Origin of the sequence: Nitrosococcus oceani ATCC 19707 (assembly GCF_000012805.1) — a bacterium.
In the GTDB taxonomy this organism is placed as follows: Bacteria; Pseudomonadota; Gammaproteobacteria; order Nitrosococcales; family Nitrosococcaceae; genus Nitrosococcus; species Nitrosococcus oceani.
On the sequence record NC_007484.1, the window covers coordinates 1,929,212 to 1,946,470 of the forward strand.

Genomic DNA, 17,259 nt, shown 5'->3' on the forward strand with positions numbered 1-17,259 from the left:
CGGCAAGTTAGAACGGCTGCCCATAGCCCAATACCGAGCGCTCCAGCAACCTTTCCACGTTCTGGCCCAAATTACCTAATCCTTTTAACTCCAATTGGACCAATACCGAATTATTCCTGTCTCCCTCGATATTGGTAATATAGCTACGACCCACCAAGCGTATTGCCCAGCAACAACTGTCATATTCCACCCCTCCCAGGAGTTCAAGGAGGCGGCCATCGGCGATTGACTGGTACCAACGCCCCACCACACTCCAGTTATCGGCAATTGGATAGCGGCCAGAGACATTGAGTTGTTCTAGAAAATTCCGGCGGAAACGGTAATTGATATTTAGCAGACCGCCCTCATCACCACGGTAGTGCAACTCAGCCGCGCCTAAATCAGTTTGTTTTTTATGGGGATCGAAACGCAATTCGCCTCGCAGGGACCACTCCCGTGCCAGTCGTGCAGCGACTTCAGCAATAACCAGCGAGCTTGAATCCGTCTCCTTGGCGGCACCAGGCATCGTAACCCTGCGATCACGAAAAAACTGAATCTGGCCAATAGATGCACGAAGCAGCTCTGCTCCCGTATCGGACTGAAGCAAACGGGTCGTTACCGCCAGCGTGAGCTGATTGGCATCGTTAAGACGATCGGCACCTGTAAAACGGTTGGGTTGGAAAAGCCGGCTGAAATAAAAATCCAGCGGGGCGCTATCAAACACTGGAAAAGCCGATTGGTCTTCAAAAGGGACATACAGATAGTAAGCGCGCGGTTCCAGCGTTTGGCGCAAATCACTTCCCCACAAAGTCAGTGAACGCTCGAATATAGCCCCTGTATCCATACTAACAATAGGCAAGGTACGGCTTAATGTACTGTCCGTGCCTGGAGGAGCATCCTCTAGAAAATAACGGGTATCCCGCACGCCGATACTAGGGGTAAAGAAAGTACCTGGAGTCCGAAAAGGTAAACTCACGGTCGGCCAAAAGTCTAAACGTACGCCTCCCGTGGGCGGGGCGGCATCCCGATCAAAACGTACCACTTCCCCGTGAAAATCTACATCCAGTCCTAAAAACCGATCCGGGAAAAATCCATCCACCAAGAACTGAGGCAAACGCTGGTAGGGTCGAGCAAAAGCAGGAATGCTCCGATCAATGGTTTGAAATCCCTGAAAACGCCCTAGGGCATTCCAGCCGTTACCTTGGTAGCCTATATCCAAGGAATTATTTAAGACAGTGGTGCTCGCGATACTTAGGCTATTACCAAAATCCTCAAAATATCTATCATCGGAAACAAGATTGAGATCAAGGTTAGTAAACCAGCGTGGCCGGGGGCTGCCACTATGACGATAGGAAAAAGCGCCGCGATAGTCGTCTCTTTTCGCATCATGGGGCAAAAAAGACCCCCTTATTCGGCCAAAATTACTAGGATTGAGATAACGCACTTCTCCTTCCATCATGGGGCCTCTATCGGAGAGATAACGTGGCGTAATGGTAGCATCCATATTAGGGGCAATATTCCAATAATAGGGAGTGCTAATACCTATACCTGAATTACTGGAGCTTCCGCCTGAAGGGACAAGAAAACCGGATTTACGCCGATTATCGATAGGAAAACGCAGAAAAGGGACATAGAACACCGTCGTATCCCAGAGTCTAAGGCGGGCACCGCGGGCCCAGCCCACGCCTTCCTTATGATCCAAACTCACCCGATCCGCCTTCAATTGCCAAGCATTATCCCCAATATCACAAGTTGTAAAGGTGGCGTCTCGCAATTCGGTCTTAACCGAGCCCTCCCGTTCCACCGCTCCCGCCTCTCCACGGGCATGGTAATCCCGCAGAAAATAACGAGCATTTTCCGCCTCACCAATATCCGCCTCCAAATTTACTTTAGCGGAATCACTAATAACATCCATTGTGGCGTCCTGATAGCGCACATCGCCAAAAGCTTCCACGGTATCATTCGGCTTGTCATAAAGCACTTCATCAGCGTCTAGCCACTGTCCCCGGCGTCTAAATTTGACCTCGCCGCTAAAAACAGAGACCCCATTTTTTTCGGATTCAACTCGATCAGCCTCAACATTCACCGGACCCCTAGGCTCAGGGTCCAGCAACTCCTCCGAAGCTGGCTCGACAAACGCTCCACATTTCTCCCATTGGGGTATCTGTGCCCGAGCTATAGAGACTAACCCTAGCAGGAGGAAAAAAAGCCCCGCGAGTAAGATATTGTTTCTTTTATGTTCCACACTGTATGCGTACTATTTTAATGCGCGTAAAAATCGCACAGAATACCCTGATCTTCAGAATTTATTAACAAATTACATGAAATTCTCAGTCTATGGCAGTGGTACCCCAACAAAAATCAGCACCCACCCCCTCAGACTTACCGGAAGTACCTTGCGTTTAAATATAAAGAGGTCTTGACATATTGCCGCCAAACTCGTAAAGTGCGCGTTTCTTTTGCAGGGGCCATAGCTCAGCTGGGAGAGCGCTTGCATGGCATGCAAGAGGTCGGCGGTTCGATCCCGCCTGGCTCCACCAGGTACCCGGTGCATCAAGGTGTACTACAAACCCAGATAGCAATAGAAACTGTCCCCATCGTCTAGACGGCCTAGGACACCGCCCTTTCACGGCGGTAACAGGGGTTCGAATCCCCTTGGGGACGCCATTTCAGCATGCACTTACCCGCGCTTATATTAGTCCCGGCAGAAACCCGTAAAATACTACCAAAAGCGGGCCTTTGCGGTGGTGCCGTTAGCCATAGATTGACCATCACAAGGCAGTAAGCGCTGTTCTCTCCCCAACGCTGCAAAGCCATACCTCCGATGACACACACCCTGTAAGCCATGATCTTACGAGCGGTTCGCGCAGCCAGCGCCATAAGCTCGAAGGTTACCAATGCTCGACCACACCATGGCCCTATCGCAGAGAATTAAGGGCACGGGAGGCATGGTACGCCAGCCACCTTTGCTGCAAGCAACTATAAATCCAGGTTACAATGTGCCCAGCATCTCAAAACTAGGTACCGATGCGGCATGGCCAGCATTTATCTCTTGAAACCTGTTTTCCAAAAGATGTTAAGGCCGGTGGTCAAGCTGCTAGCCAGGGCGGGCGTAACAGCTAACGTAGTTACTCTCACCGCAGCGGCACTATCGTTCACCGTCGGCGCCTGCATCGCCCTGTGGCCATACGCAACCTGGCCAATGTTGTTACTACCCGGCTTTCTGTTTTTGCGTATGGCGCTCAACGCTATCGACGGTATGCTAGCTCGCGAGTATCACCAAGCATCTGCATCCGGGGCGATTCTCAACGAGCTCGGCGACGTGCTCTCCGATGCCGTGCTCTATTTGCCATTAGCGCTGGTCAGCGTATTTAACGCAGCCTGGATGGTCGTCATCGTCGTGCTGGCCGTGATCACTGAGATGGCCGGCGTAGTTGCGGTCCAAGTGGGTTCCAAGCGGCGTTATGACGGTCCCATGGGAAAAAGTGACCGCGCTCTGGTCTTTGGCGTACTCGGTCTGTGGTTGGGATTGGGCGGGCCAGCCGGGTGCTGGATTATTTATTTGCAAATAGCAGTAACTGTATTGATGGTTGTTACCATCTATCGGCGCGCCCGCGGCGCCCTGGCCGAAGCCGAGTCAACCTGATGGACTGGCTTGATATTCACCCGGCCGCTCTGCAAGCTCTGGGCGGCATCCTGGGTGTGCTCGCAATCGCCAACTTGATCGTATTCATCATTCGCGGCCGATTGAGCAAGTCATTGCATCATGAACTCGTAAGCCGTATCCAGTCCTGGTGGCTGATGTTCGCCGTTTTCGCCATCGCCATGGCGATTAATCGCACGGGATCACTGATATTCTTTGCCTTTGTTTCCTTCATGGCGCTCAAGGAGTATCTGTCATTGATCCCTTCGCGGCGAGCAGATCGCCGGGTAATGTTTTGGGCCTATCTGACCATTCCCGCCCAGTATTTATTAGTGGGTTACAAATGGTACGGAATGTTCATTATTTTAATTCCAGTCTATGCTTTTTTACTGCTGCCCATGCGCATGGTATTGGTTGGCGAAACGCGCAACTTCTTACGCGCTGCGGGTACCCTGCATTGGGGTGTAATGGCAATGGTGTTCAGCATCAGCCACGTGGCGTATTTACTGGTGCTGCCAGAGCAAGTCAATCCTGCCGCCGGTGGTGCGGGCCTCGTGCTTTATCTCGTGTTTCTGACCCAGTTCAATGATGTTGCGCAGTATTGCTGGGGTAAGCTGCTGGGCCGCCGCAAGATTCTGCCCAGCGTGAGCCCAGGCAAGACCGTCGAGGGCCTGATTGGGGGCATAGCGACTACCATAGTCTTGTCCTGGTCACTAGCCTCCTGGCTAACACCCCTGAATGTTCCCCAGTCGGTAGCTGCAGGTGCGTTGATCGGCATAGCTGGCTTCGTCGGCGATGTCACCATATCCGCCCTCAAACGCGACCTAGGTGTGAAGGACTCAGGCAGCTTACTGCCAGGCCACGGAGGCATACTGGACCGCATCGACAGTCTGATTTATACGGCACCGCTATTTTTCCACTTCATCTACTACCTGCACGGCTAACAATTCCATGCGGATGGTGACGAAAATCGCGCGCTGGTTGTTCTTTACTCTAATTGTGCGGCCACTGATCTTGATCGTGCTGGGTTTGAACGTCCGTAATCGCGAACGACTGCCGAACCGGGGCCCAGCTATCATTGCAGCCAACCACAACAGCCACTTGGACACCTTGGTGCTCATAACCCTGATGCCGCCTAGCCTATCGCATCGGGTTCGACCCGTAGCCGCTGCTGACTACTTCTTGCGTAATCGGCTGCTGGCTTGGTTCGCCAAGGATATCATCGGCATCCTACCCATCACCCGGCAGCGAATTGAGCGAGGGGTGGATCCACTAGAGATTTGCGACGCAGCCCTAAAACGCGGTGAAATCCTGATCTTCTTTCCAGAAGGCACTCGCGGCGAACCCGAACGGATAAACCGTTTCCGCAGGGGTATCGCCCATCTCGCCGAGCGGCATCCCGACGTACCCGTGGTGCCAGTATTTATGCGTGGACTAGGCAAAGCCCTGCCCAAAGGCGAGGCGCTACTAGTGCCTTTCCTACTAGACGTCTACATTGGCGAGCCGCTGACGGGGCGGGTGCATGCGGATTTCCTTAATACCCTGCGGGCGCGTATACGCTCCTTGGCGGAGACCGACAAAGGGCCAGAATGGGACTGAGAACAGAGCCCTGGTAAGAGCTAACCTAAAAAGCCCGCCTAATTCTTTGATCATGCTGATTTGAGTTAAAGCGTAGCCAAAATAGGTTTCCCCGACCGTTTGTAATTTTGGTACATTGACGTTTCGTGTCGAGCAATTGTGAAAATTATCCATAAAGGGTAGGCTGTGCTTGGAAAATACGGCACTCTCGGCAAGCCTGGCAACACAAAAAATGGAGACGCTCCATGGGGAAACGGGAACAAGAGACCAATGAGTTCACGACCTGGGATGGAACCCGGTTGTTCTACCGTACTTGGCCACCGGTCAGTCCCACCGACCGGGCGTTGATACTGATTCACCGCGGACATGAACACTCCGGACGCCTTCAGGAATTGGTGGACGACTTGGATCTTCCCAGCTTCTGGGCCTTTTCGTGGGACAACCGCGGCCACGGCAAATCTCCAGGTCAACGCGGTGACGCCCCCAGCTATTCCGCCCTAGTGCGCGATCTAGACGCCTTTGCCCGGCATTTGCAGGAAACTCACGGACTCAAGATGGAGAATATTGCTGTGGTGGCCAACAGCGTCGGCGCGGTGACTGCGGCCGCCTGGGTCCATGACTATGCGCCCCCTATCCGTTCCATGGTACTGGCGGCACCCGCGTTTCGCATCAAACTCTACGTGCCCTTTGCCATTCCTGCTCTTCGCCTGTGGCGGTGGTGGCGCCAGGCAGCGGTTATCAATAGCTATGTGAAATCGCGCATGCTCACGCACGATCCGGAACAATCCCGAGCCTACGATGAGGATAAGCTGATTACTCGCAACATATCGGTAAAAATCCTGCTGGGACTACACGACACTGCTACCCGCTTGCTGCGGGACGCCGGTGCGATCCGCACACCGACACTCGTTCTATCGGCTGGCTCCGACTGGGTGGTTAAGAATTCTGCTCAGCGGCGCTTTTTCCGGGGCCTCTCCTCCGCAGTCAAACGTATGGAGCATTACGCCGGGTTCTTTCACGCAATATTATACGAAAAGGGGCGAGAGAAACCCATCAACGAAACGCGCCGTTTCCTGCTAGAGAGCTTCGAGCACCCGGTGGAGTTGCCTTCGCTGTTAGAAGCGGACCGGGGTGGCTACAGCCGCACAGAGCATGACCTGCTTCGCCAACCTACCGTATGGCCGCGGCAGATGTTATTCACGCTTCAAAAAAAGAGTATCGAAACGGTAGGGCGGCTTAGTAAGGGCATCCGCGTAGGGCTCCGGACGGGGTTCGACTCCGGACAATCCCTGGACTACGTTTACGAAAACCGAGCGCGGGGCCTGACGCCCGTCGGCAAATGGATCGATCACGCCTATCTGAATACTGTTGGCTGGAGAGGCATCCGTATCCGCCGCAAGCATCTACAGGAACTGCTGCAAAAAGCCATTGAGGATCAACTCCAAAAGCACGATAAAATCGAGATCGTGGACGTGGCCACCGGTTGCGGGCGATATGTGTTGGAGGTGCTGGAAAAGCTGCCCCAAGAAAAAATACACGCCCGGCTACGTGACTGGACGCCAGCCAATCTCGAGCAAGGAAGGGCACTGGCTGCCGAAAAGGGCTTGGAGAACGTTGAGTTCGAGTTGGGCGATGCCTTTGACCGCGACGGGCTGCTGGCTATTTCCCCGCAGCCACATATCATCATTGTTTCCGGGCTGTACGAGCTGTTCCCGGAAAACGATCGGGTTGCAATATCATTGGCAGGCATCGCCGAAGTGCTGGTGGACAGGGGCTACCTGCTATATACCTGCCAACCCTGGCATCCGCAGCTAGAGCTCATCGCTCGCACGCTGGTCAACCGTGAGGGAGAACCTTGGGTCATGCGGCGGCGAACGCAGGCGGAGATGGATGAGCTTGTGGCGGCGGCTGGCCTCCAAAAGCAGGACATGCGTATCGATGAATACGGAATCTTCACCGTTTCGGCAGCTCGCAGAGTTTGATTGCTGCCACCTATATCCCTGCTTGTTCCCGTGAGCAAGACCTCTGTACACCCCCTCCTCTCGAGCGGCATCATAAACTACGCGAGGCTCCTAAACGCCTATGGGTTCGACATGCGGCACCTGCCTCGAGTCCTTGGCCTGGGTCTAGGTATCCTGGCGCGGGAGCCTGTTTCCTGGATCGCCGCGGCCCGCTACCATCGCCGAGTGGAACGGCAAGAAATCGCGCCGGACCCGCTATTTATCGTCGGCCACTGGCGGAGCGGGACAACCCACCTCCAGAATCTGTTGAATTGCGACCCACAATTTAGCTGTGTAACCCTGCTGCAGGCAGGGATGCCGCGCGAGTATCTGCTACTTTCCGAGGGGGTGAAGCGATGGCTCGGGCGCCTACTTCCCTCGACCCGGCTAATGGACAACGTTTCCATCGCCGCCGACGTGCCTTGGGAGGAGGAACTCGCCCTGGCCGCAGCGAGCCGGTACTCCTTTTATCACGTCTCCTTTTTTCCGCGGAGCATGGAACGTATTTTCGACGAAGCGGTGATGTTCGACTCAGTCCCGCAGGCTGCAATCCGGAAATGGTGGACTGGGTATCTTCGCTTCCTGCAGATGGTACAATACGATCAGCCTGGGCGGCGCCTACTGCTAAAAAATCCCGCCAACACGGCACGAATCCGGCTACTGAAAAAGCGATTTCCTAAGGCGCAATTCATCCACATCCACCGTAACCCCTACAAGGTGTTCGTCTCCTCGGTCCATCTTTACCTGCAAGCACAGAACGCTTGGGGCCTACAATCGACCGACCGGCAGCGCGTGGTGGCACACGTTTTGGCATCCTATCCACAGCTGATGCGGGCATATTTCGAGCAACGTGAAGTATTGGCCGAAACCGATTTAGCGGAGGTCAGTTTCGCATCCCTCCAAAAAGCGCCACTGGAAACCCTCGAATCCATCTACTGCCGCTTGGATCTCACCGGTTTCGAAGAGGCGGTGCCGCGGTTCCGGGCCTATCTGGAGAGACAGAAAGGATACCGTAAGAATCGCCTGGAGCTGACGGAGAGCGAACGGGCAGCCGTGGCAACCTGCTGGAGAGATATTTTTACGGGGCTAGGATATGAAATGTAGCCCCTATTTGGTGCCCAATCTCCGGATCGCCCTGTACTATGTGACAGGCGCGACAATACTAATTCTCGCGATATTCTCCCTGGGAGTTTGGGGATTGCCGCTGGCCTGGCCGGCTCTGGCCATGCTCCTTGTAGCCGCCGGATACACGACCCTGGGACCAGCAATTTACGGCAAGCGTGGCGGACGTCTCTCCCCGCTTTCCCGTCTTTTACTTGCTCCCACGCAGTTCTGTCAATACCTGTCTTTGCTCTACTACCGGCGGCAATGCCGACCCTGGGACGAGGTGGCGCCAGGGGTGTTCATCGGAAGTATGCTCACTCGAAAAGAGGCCACCCGTTTAACTGAAGCGGGTTTGAAGGCCGTATTAGACCTGACAGCTGAGTTCTCGGAGACCCCCGATCTCCAGGTTTTGCGCTACCACAATATTCCCATCCTGGATCTGACCGCTCTGACTCCGGCCCATCTGACGGAGGCGGTACAGTTTATACAAGCATGCCGCCAGCGGGGTGATGGGGTGTTCGTGCACTGCAAGGCGGGATACTCCCGAAGCGCCAACGTGGTAGGCGCCTACCTAATGGCTGCGGGCATCTGCCGAACCACCGGGGAAGCCATCGCCCGCCTGCGGCAAGTACGGCCCTCCATCGTCATCCGTCCGGAAGTGCGGAATTCACTGCGGCAATTCGAGCAGATGCTTCAGGCAAGCTGCTGGAGCAAGGAGGGGGAACGGTAAGAATAAAAAGCAGGGATAAAGTACACTTAAATAGAGCCACTACACGGCCTCCCATTTGTATCCCCACCCGATATGGGGCGAGGGTTTACGCGGATTTCTGCGAATAGATCCAAAAAGACAAGAGGAACCTAATTATCAACTATCTACCAAATTACCGGCGGAAACGATCTGCGAAGAAAATGTAGCGCCCTTCCCGTCCATTGCCGCTCTTGCTCGATTTGCTCACGCTGGGCGCGAATCGTAGCCTTTTTGTTTTCCAGGCTCTCCAGCAACCGATTTTTTTCCTGCTTATGCTGCGCCATCAATTGATCAAGCTCAGAACGCTTTGGGGAGCGAAAATCCGAAGCGTTGCGCCCCGTCACCAAAGCCGCCCGGTGGGCGAGCAAATCTAAAATTAACTCCCGCTTAGCTACCGGAGTCAGTTCATAAGCCAGTCCCAAACCCGCCGGCAACGCCTTGATACGTGCCAACTCCTGATCAACTAAATGCAGGTGTTCGGTCAGCAGCGTTTGGCAATTCACGGATGAGCCGCGCATCTTCAGTTCTCTTTGCACCTCCTTCGCAGGCACGGCTTGGACACCCAAGGGCGGCTGATAACCATATCTTGGCGTACCCGAGGCGTCGGTCCAACGGTAGAGTGTTGCAGCAATTGCCGGCTGAAAGATAATAAACCCAATAATTAATATTAATCTCAATCCACTACGTTTTCTATTCATCTCCCCACCTCAACGCTCTCTCAACAGGAGCGAAAAAAACAAATTGTTTATTTCGAGCTTAAATAATTAAAGTGGGAACAGCAAACGAGAAGCTAGCCTGGCAACAACTATTTTGACATTATTATTTTTAGAATCTAATCTTTATTTTATCCCTTCATACTTAACCGCATCACAACATGCTGCCAAGCCCAACACAGCACCTTTTCTTCATTACGCTTCATTGGATATTGGTTCTGTTGGTCCTTGCGCTAATAGGCTTGGGAGGGTATCTCCAATACTTGCCACCTACGGCCCCAAAGCAAGCATTTTCTGTCAATCTACATATCTCTCTAGGATTGACAAGCATGATATTAGTCATTTTTCAAATTTTGCTATGGTTAGTATTGGGTAGACCTCAATCTTCAGAAACCGTTTCTCACTGGCAACAAGCCATCACCCGCAATCTATATATTTTGTTCTATGTATGCGTGATAATTTTGGGAGTCAGCGGTTTTTTTCAAGCCACTGCCAGCGGAATCTCCGTTAAATTTTGGGGTCTGCCAGTTCCCGCTGGGAAAAAAAAGGACCCTGATTTAGCAGGATTTACCGAGGCGTTACATGGGATTTCATCGCTCGCCCTGGTAGTATTGGTAGTTATCTGGATAGGCGTTATTTTACTAAAAACCTATCAGCAGAACAAAATTTTTTATGGCAATGCACTATCTAAAAAAATCAAATCGGAAGTAACATCACCGCCTCTTTCCAAAGCAATTTTAAGGCTGGTCAGAAATCTCCGTCTACTTGGATGGACGGCTTTCTGGATACAGTTCGGGCTTGCAATTGCGTCCGCGCTGCTATTGCTTTTTACTACCTCAGGCCAATCTCTTTCTCCTAACCAACTTAGCAGCGGCCTCACCTGGGCAGTTTATGATTTTATTATCCTCTGTTTAACTACCCTATTTTTCTTTTATTACACCCGGCTTGCTAAAAAAATTACTTTGAAACCGAATTTTTATATTAATCCGGAAAAAAAATCCTCTCCTTGGTTTTTAAGACTCAGTTACAAAACCAGTCTTCTGGGAATGCTTGTTAGTTTCATCGGCATTGGAACAAGCTTATATCTGCTAATAGCGAAAACCGTTTCTCAACCACCGGGCATCGCCATTACCGATCCCAGCAAGATCGTGCGCGCCCTTGATGTCTTTATACTGCTGATAAATTTTGGTTTACTGATTGCTCACTTTATAGGCGCGGTAATCTCCATTTGGGTAACCGTCCTTGCCTCGGGCGCCCATAAGAAAATGCTGCTTGCTGACCCTCCTGCCAATAACTCTTTAATTACCTAAATCTTACTACCACAAGGATAGTAGCACCATATCGATACCCGGCTGGGTCTGTATAGTGGAGTGGAGCTGGTGTATCATTTTTTCTCTAAATATAAAAAATAAAATGAAAGGTCTTGATCAAATTATTCTTGCTGTTTTTGGGCTGGGGATGGATATAGGGATTGCGTTGGGCTTATTGTTTTTTTGCTAGTCGATAATCCCGCTTTCAAGCACCCCTTGTCTCAGGAAAGGGTTTTCCCTGGCGGAGGCACATTTTCATCATAAAAACCGATTCCTTGTTGGGCTAGATCAACTAGGAGAGAAGCAGGCGTAAAACGTTTACCAAACTGCTCTTGGTAATGGACGAGTTGCTTGGAAACATTCCTCAATCCCTGGTTATCAATAAAGCGAAAAGGACCCCCTAAAAAAGGTGGAAAACCTAACCCAAAAACAGCGCCTACATCGCCGTCCCGGGCTGACCGTAAAATACCCTCGTGGTAGCAATGCACCGCCTCATTAATCATCGGTAGAAGGCAACGCATCGCAATTTCATTGGCCTCTAACTTTTTATCTGGTTTGATACCTAATGACTGATAAACGGATTGATCTACCTGCTTTCCTTTTCCTTTAAAAATCCCATCCATTTTCTGATAACGATATAAACCCTGGCCATTTTTTTTGCCCAAGCGATGGGAACTCACTAATTTTGCGAGCACTGATGTAGGTTTCATCCGCTCACCAAAGGCTTCCTCCAGGATATGGGCGATCTTTTGCACCACATCGATACCCACCTCATCCAAAAGTTTGAGAGGTCCTACGGGAAAGCCAAAATTAACCAATGCCTTATCGATATCCTGAATGGAGACTCCCTCGGCTAAAAGATGCGTGGCCTCATTGATATAAGGGGCCAGTATCCGCGTGGTATAAAAACCCGCCCCATCACGAACCACGATTACTGTTTTGTTTTGCTGTTTACCCAGTGCAACACAGGTGGCGACTACCTCCGGCACGGTTTTCTCAGTTACAATAACTTCAAGGAGCGGCACCTTGGGCACGGGCGAGAAATAATGCATGCCAACCACCGCCTCGGGACGATCACTCGCCTCGGCAATTTTATGAATGGGGATAGAGGAAGTATTGGAAGCAAAAATCATCTCCGGACCGCCATGGGCTTCTACTTCACGCAACACCTGCTGTTTTACCTTAAGATCTTCCACCACCGCCTCAATTACCACATCGGCTTGTTTAAAGCCGGTGTATTCGGTGGTGGGACGGACCAAAGCAAGTACCCGATCGCCTTCTCCCGCCGTCATGCGCCGTTTTTTAACTTGCTCAGTGACGGCATTCCATAAAGTGCGGAGCCCTTGCCGTAAGACCTCCTGCTTAAGGTCTTTTAAGCGCACCGGCAAACGCGCTTTCGCAGCGGTTACATAGGCTATGCCACTTCCCATCAAGCCCGCTCCCAAAACGCCCACTTTACGCACTAACCGGGGTGCTATCTCTTCATCGGTGCCCGGATCTTTTTTCAGCGCTGATTTCGCCAAAAACAACGCCATGAGATTACGGGCCTTGGTGCTCACAGCCAAGTCGCCAAAAGCCTCCACTTCCGCTTTAAAGCCCGCTTCCAAGCCCTGCTCCATACCCGTCTTGATGACTTCAAGCGCCTGGAGGGGCGCCGGTAGATTGCCATGGGTATGGGAAAGCACCTTTTTCTTAGCCTGATTAAACACCATGGAGCGCCCGAGGGAATTTTTTTCCAACAACAGCGATCTAACCTTCCGCAAGCTCAACATGCTGCCGAAAATTCGGCTAACCTGTTGAAATGTGCCCGCTTCAGGCTCCTTGTTATTTTCCTGAACAAGTTCACGGGCACGGGCCAAAGCCGCTTCCAACAGCACTGGCCGAGGCACCACCTCGTCAACCAATCCCAGAGCGCAGGCTTTAGAAGCAGGATGGGTTTTACCCGTTAATATCATATTCAGAGCCGTCTCCAAACCTACCAGACGAGGTAACCGCTGGGTGCCCCCTACGCCAGGAATAACCCCCAATTTGACTTCTGGCTGGCCCAACCGGGTGCGGGCGCTATTGGTGGCCACACGCCCCCGGCAAGCCAAGGCCACCTCCAGCCCCCCGCCCAGGCAGACCCCGTGGATCGCCGCTACAATGGGGAGAGGAAAAGCTTCCAGCTGATCCATCGCTTGTTGGGCGGTGCGGGAGAGCTGCCGGGCCGCCTCAGCATCCGGCAATTGGGTCAACATCTTGATATCGGCGCCCGCGATAAAATCCTCCTTGGCCGAGGCCAGCACCACTACCTCTAAATCCTTATCCGCCGACAATTGTTCAAGCACTCGGTTAAAATCTTGAGCAAAGTCCGCCTGCAATGTATTGACCGAAACATCAGGCACATCAAGCCAAATAATAGCTGCGTTATCTTCCCGCTTTTCAATCCGCAGTGAGCGGAACGTTCCATTTGTCATGAGGTTACCTCCAGCACCATAGCCGCACCCATTCCCCCCGCCGCGCAGGCGGTACACAGGGCAACTCCGCCACCGCGCCGCTTCAATTCTCCCAGAGTCTGAGCAATTTCCCGGGCGCCCGTAGCGGCAAAGGGGTGGCCCATGGCAATAGACCCCCCATTGACATTCAATTTATCCCAATCGACTTCTCCAATCGGCTGGCTCCGGTTTAATTTTTCCCGGGCAAAGGAGACCGATTCGAAGGCTTGGATGGTCGATAAGGTCGTGGCGGCAAAGGCTTCGTGCATATCGATCACATCCATATCTGCTAAGGTCATTCCCGCCCGCTCCAAAGCAATAGGGGTTGCATAGGCAGGCCCTAGCAGCAGCTGATCAAAGGGGTCCAGCGCTGCAAAGGCATAGCTGCGAATCTTTCCCAAAATAGGCATTCCCAAAGCTCTTGCCTTAGCCTCGTTCATTAACAATAGGGCGCTGGCTCCATCGGTTAAAGGAGAACTATTCCCCGCGGTGACAGAGCCGTATTTCCGATCAAAAACGGGGTTCAGTTTGGCGTAATCGGCCAAATCGGACTCCGGCCGCAGCAGGTTATCCTCCTCTAAGGTATCCGTAAACTCAGGTGGAATAGGCACGGCCATCACTTCCTCGGAAAATTTCCCCTCTCGCCAAGCCTGGGCGGCGTGCTGATGGCTACGGCGGGCAAATTCATCCTGGGCTTGCCGGGAGATACCATTCTCCTTGGCCATCCGCTCCCCCGCTTCTCCCATAGTCTCTCCCGTGGTAGGTTCCGCAATCGCAGGCGGGCGGGGACGTAAGTCCCTGAGAGAAATTTCCTTGAAGGCGGCGAGGCGTTGGAGCAAGGTTTTAGCACTGGCAGCCTCGTGCAGGGCCTCTTGGAAAGGTTTAGAAACTGCGATAGGCACATCGCTTGCACTCTCCGTTCCACCCGCAATTCCACACTCAATGGCCCCTTCCTGGATGGCTTCTAATACATTGACCGTGGTTTGATAGCTGGTGATACAGGCTTTGGAGACGGTATAAGCTGGAATTTCCGCAGGCATCCCAAGCCCTAACACAATCTCCCGAGCGACATTCGGAGCTTGCAATGACGGAATAACCTGGCCAAACACCACTTGCTCCACCGTTCTAGGATCGATATCCACGCGTTCCAACAGTTCCCCGCACACCAGTTTCCCCAGACCCAAGGGAGAGAAATGCTTCAACGCTGTCCGCCGTTTAGCAAAGGGCGTGCGCAACCCCGCCACAATTACCGCATGCCTACTCTTGTTCATTCAGCAGATCCCATCAATTTAAAGATATATACCAGCAACCTTAGAAGATATAACGACAAATGCAAGATCAGGGTAAAATTCCTTTGGCGCTAATCTTAGCCATCCTTATCCTCCGGAAAGGATTTGCTCACGCCTCAGCACCTGCTCCCCGCTGAGCTCTTCCGGGGAAAAATCATCGACCGTAATAATCTCCCAGGTGAGTTTTTCCGCTTTCTCAGCCAACTTTGCTTCCACCTCTGAAATGACTCCCCTGCTAACGGCCTCTTCCAGGGAAAGACTTTTAAGTCCCCTTTCCTTGGCTGCCCGGCGCAGTTTTTTGTTAGCCTCATCGGCCGCAATGACCGTTTTAAAAGCCTCCTCCAAATGGGCAATTGGATCTTTTTCCCTACTGCCCAGAAAAACTCCTGCCGTCAGGCGATCCCGGCTGCTCGAAGGCGACAATAATAGCGCCGCACACTGTCGCCCTACATCATCCGAGGGTTTTCCAAATCGTCTGCCCCAAGGAAATAAAACCCACCGTAATAGCCCACCTACAGGGCGGGAAGGATAGTTGGCGAGAATCTCATCGAGTGTTTGCTGAATAAGGTAAAGCTCTCGCTGGCCACACCAATGTAACAAGGGAATATCTTCTCTAGGCTGGCCGTCATCTTTGAAACGCTTCAGGAGACAACTCAGTAAATACAGATGGCTCAGGCAGTCACCTAGGCGGGCCGATATTTTTTCCCGCCGCTTTAATTCTCCCCCCAAAATTAACGAGGTAAGATCAGCCACCAACGCAAATGAGGCACTCATTCGCCCCAACTGCCGATAATAGTAGTCAACCGTTACTTCCGCTTCCGGGACAGGAGACCAACGCCCCCCACTCAGGTTATGCCACCAAGCTCGGCCAAAATTACACAGCAAAAACCCCATATGACCAAATATGGCCTGGTCAAAGGCAACTAATCCTTCCTTTTCATCGGGGTTTTGCGCTGCCTGCATCTCCTTGAGCAGATAAGGATGACAACGAATGGCGCCTTGACCAAAAATAATCATGCTGCGAGTGAGGATATTTGCCCCTTCCACGGTAATGGATACCGGAATAGCATGGTAGCTATTGGCTAGATAGTTACTCGGCCCCTCGCAAACGGCCTTGCCGCCATGGACGTCCATGGCGTCGTTAATAGTCTCCCGCATGCGCATGGTGGAGTGGTATTTGGCGATGGCGGAAAGCGTAGAAGGCTTGTCCCCCTGATCCACTGCCGCGGTGGTTGCCGTCCGAAGGGCATCTAGTAAGTAGGCATTGCCGGCAATGCGGGTTAACACCTCCTCTACCCCTTCGAACTTGCCAATGGGCAAGCGGAATTGTTTTCTCACCCGGGCGTAGGCCCCCGTAGCGCGGGCGCATAATTTGGCGGCACCGGTACTCATGGAAGGCAAAGATACGGAGCGCCCAACCCCCAGGCATTCCATCAGCATCTGCCACCCTTGGCCAGCCCGCTCCTGGCCGCCAATAATCCATTCTAGGGGCATGAATACCTCCTGACCGGTAGTAGGGCCGTTCTGGAACGCTTGGTAAGAGGGATAATGACGCCGTCCTATTTGCACACCCGGCGTTTCTGTAGGCACCAAGGCGAGGGTAATGCCAATGTCTTCCTGCTCACCCAGTAGATGGTCTGGATCATAAAGATGGAACGCCAATCCTAATACGGTCGCAATGGGACCTAAAGTGATATAGCGTTTATTCCAGGAGACTCTCATGCCCAAGGTACGCTTTCCTTGATAATCGCCATAGCACACCACCCCTGAGTCAGGCATGGAAGCGGCATCGGAACCCGCCGTGGGCCCCGTCATGGCAAAACAGGGTAACTCCTCGCCCCGGGCTAGCCGAGGGAGATAATGGCTTTTTTGTTCTTCTGTTCCATAGAGCAGCAAAAGCTCCGAAGGCCCCAATGAATTAGGCACCATAACGGTTACGGCGGCCGTCACGCTCCGGCTCGCTAATTTTCCGATCACCGAAGAGTGAGCCAAGGCTGAGAACTCCAATCCCCCATAAGCTTTAGGAATAATCATTCCCCAGAAACCATTATTCTTGATAAATTGCCATGCCTCTAGGGGCAAGTCTTTTCGCTCATGGTTAATTTCCCAGTCATTAAGCAACCCGCAGAGTGTTTCCGTCGGACCCTCAAGAAATGCCTGCTCCTCCTCCGTAAGGCGTGGCTTGGGTAAATCGTGCAGGTATTGCCAATTGGGTTTACCGGAAAAAAGCTCGGCCTCCCAACCCACCGTACCTGCATGTAACGCCTGCTCCTCCGTCTCCGAGAGAGGGGGCAATACCCGGCGTACCCTCTTGAGCACAGGCCGGCTAATCAGATTGCGCCGCAAAGACAAGAAAAAATTAACCATTCTCAATCCCCTATGATTGATAACCAAGCAAGTAACCCGCTCTTTTCTAGGAAT

The 17,259-nt window shown here is 52.5% G+C and carries 12 protein-coding genes and 2 tRNA genes; 9 read left to right on the forward strand and 5 right to left on the reverse strand.

All coding sequences use genetic code 11. From position 1 onward, the window contains the following. Positions 1-7: 7 nt before the first annotated feature. A complete protein-coding gene (locus NOC_RS09300; protein WP_002810606.1) occupies positions 8-2,224 on the reverse strand; it encodes an LPS-assembly protein LptD in 2,217 nt (738 codons plus the stop codon). 219 nt (positions 2,225-2,443) lie between these two features. Here NOC_RS09300 and NOC_RS09305 point away from each other — a divergent pair. The 8 genes from NOC_RS09305 (at position 2,444) to NOC_RS09340 (ending at position 9,034) form a co-directional block, all read left to right on the forward strand. Then, positions 2,444-2,519: transfer RNA gene (locus NOC_RS09305), tRNA-Ala, on the forward strand. Positions 2,520-2,569: 50 nt separating this feature from the next. Next, a tRNA-Glu gene (locus tag NOC_RS09310) sits at positions 2,570-2,646 on the forward strand. A gap of 385 nt (positions 2,647-3,031) precedes the next feature. Then, positions 3,032-3,625, forward strand: a complete 594-nt coding sequence (locus NOC_RS09315; RefSeq protein ID WP_197054437.1) for a CDP-alcohol phosphatidyltransferase family protein — start codon at positions 3,032-3,034, stop codon at positions 3,623-3,625. Beyond that, on the forward strand, positions 3,625-4,566 hold the full coding sequence (locus tag NOC_RS09320; RefSeq protein WP_002811548.1) for a phosphatidate cytidylyltransferase: 942 nt from the start codon (positions 3,625-3,627) through the stop codon (positions 4,564-4,566). Before NOC_RS09315 ends, NOC_RS09320 begins: the two co-directional genes overlap by 1 nt. A 13-nt stretch (positions 4,567-4,579) precedes the next feature. Then, positions 4,580-5,221 (forward strand): lysophospholipid acyltransferase family protein, encoded by a 642-nt coding sequence (locus NOC_RS09325; RefSeq protein WP_231561749.1) that lies wholly within the window; start codon positions 4,580-4,582, stop codon positions 5,219-5,221. Between the two features lie 224 nt (positions 5,222-5,445). Further along, positions 5,446-7,182, forward strand: a complete 1,737-nt coding sequence (locus NOC_RS09330; protein WP_002811310.1) for a bifunctional alpha/beta hydrolase/class I SAM-dependent methyltransferase — start codon at positions 5,446-5,448, stop codon at positions 7,180-7,182. Positions 7,183-7,293: 111 nt separating this feature from the next. Then, positions 7,294-8,304: a sulfotransferase family protein gene (locus NOC_RS09335; RefSeq protein ID WP_002808687.1), complete on the forward strand. Its 1,011-nt coding sequence runs from the start codon at positions 7,294-7,296 to the stop codon at positions 8,302-8,304. Beyond that, entirely contained in the window at positions 8,294-9,034 is a 741-nt protein-coding gene (locus NOC_RS09340) for a dual specificity protein phosphatase family protein (RefSeq protein ID WP_011330741.1), read from the forward strand. The genes NOC_RS09335 and NOC_RS09340 overlap by 11 nt, the downstream gene beginning before the upstream one ends. 143 nt (positions 9,035-9,177) lie before the next feature. Here NOC_RS09340 and NOC_RS09345 read toward each other — a convergent pair whose 3' ends face one another. Then, positions 9,178-9,750 (reverse strand): DUF4124 domain-containing protein, encoded by a 573-nt coding sequence (locus tag NOC_RS09345; RefSeq protein WP_002808684.1) that lies wholly within the window; start codon positions 9,748-9,750, stop codon positions 9,178-9,180. 176 nt (positions 9,751-9,926) lie between these two features. Here NOC_RS09345 and NOC_RS09350 point away from each other — a divergent pair, with 176 nt between their 5' ends. Then, a complete protein-coding gene (locus tag NOC_RS09350; RefSeq protein WP_011330742.1) occupies positions 9,927-11,075 on the forward strand; it encodes a DUF3611 family protein in 1,149 nt (382 codons plus the stop codon). Between the two features lie 221 nt (positions 11,076-11,296). Here the strand turns inward: NOC_RS09350 and fadJ are convergent, their stop codons facing one another. From fadJ to NOC_RS09365, 3 genes are all read right to left on the reverse strand, one after another. Further along, positions 11,297-13,531 carry a fatty acid oxidation complex subunit alpha FadJ gene (gene fadJ, locus NOC_RS09355; protein ID WP_002809722.1) on the reverse strand — a complete coding sequence of 745 codons (2,235 nt, stop codon included), beginning with the start codon at positions 13,529-13,531 and terminating at the stop codon, positions 11,297-11,299. Further along, positions 13,528-14,820 carry an acetyl-CoA C-acyltransferase FadI gene (fadI, locus tag NOC_RS09360; protein WP_002810877.1) on the reverse strand — a complete coding sequence of 431 codons (1,293 nt, stop codon included), beginning with the start codon at positions 14,818-14,820 and terminating at the stop codon, positions 13,528-13,530. Before fadI ends, fadJ begins: the two co-directional genes overlap by 4 nt. 105 nt (positions 14,821-14,925) lie before the next feature. After that, positions 14,926-17,205 carry an acyl-CoA dehydrogenase gene (locus tag NOC_RS09365; protein ID WP_002808808.1) on the reverse strand — a complete coding sequence of 760 codons (2,280 nt, stop codon included), beginning with the start codon at positions 17,203-17,205 and terminating at the stop codon, positions 14,926-14,928. Positions 17,206-17,259: the final 54 nt, after the last annotated feature.

What these genes read in the sequence shown, in the direction of transcription:
- NOC_RS09325 (WP_231561749.1), top strand. Translation starts at nt 4,580, where the DNA reads ATGGTGACGAAAATCGCGCGCTGGTTGTTCTTTACTCTAATTGTGCGG.
- NOC_RS09350 (WP_011330742.1), top strand. Translation starts at nt 9,927, where the DNA reads ATGCTGCCAAGCCCAACACAGCACCTTTTCTTCATTACGCTTCATTGG.
- fadI (WP_002810877.1), bottom strand. Translation starts at nt 14,820, where the DNA reads ATGAACAAGAGTAGGCATGCGGTAATTGTGGCGGGGTTGCGCACGCCC.
- NOC_RS09320 (WP_002811548.1), top strand. Translation starts at nt 3,625, where the DNA reads ATGGACTGGCTTGATATTCACCCGGCCGCTCTGCAAGCTCTGGGCGGC.
- NOC_RS09345 (WP_002808684.1), bottom strand. Translation starts at nt 9,750, where the DNA reads ATGAATAGAAAACGTAGTGGATTGAGATTAATATTAATTATTGGGTTT.
- fadJ (WP_002809722.1), bottom strand. Translation starts at nt 13,531, where the DNA reads ATGACAAATGGAACGTTCCGCTCACTGCGGATTGAAAAGCGGGAAGAT.
- NOC_RS09365 (WP_002808808.1), bottom strand. Translation starts at nt 17,205, where the DNA reads ATGGTTAATTTTTTCTTGTCTTTGCGGCGCAATCTGATTAGCCGGCCT.
- NOC_RS09330 (WP_002811310.1), top strand. Translation starts at nt 5,446, where the DNA reads ATGGGGAAACGGGAACAAGAGACCAATGAGTTCACGACCTGGGATGGA.
- NOC_RS09340 (WP_011330741.1), top strand. Translation starts at nt 8,294, where the DNA reads ATGAAATGTAGCCCCTATTTGGTGCCCAATCTCCGGATCGCCCTGTAC.
- NOC_RS09335 (WP_002808687.1), top strand. Translation starts at nt 7,294, where the DNA reads ATGCGGCACCTGCCTCGAGTCCTTGGCCTGGGTCTAGGTATCCTGGCG.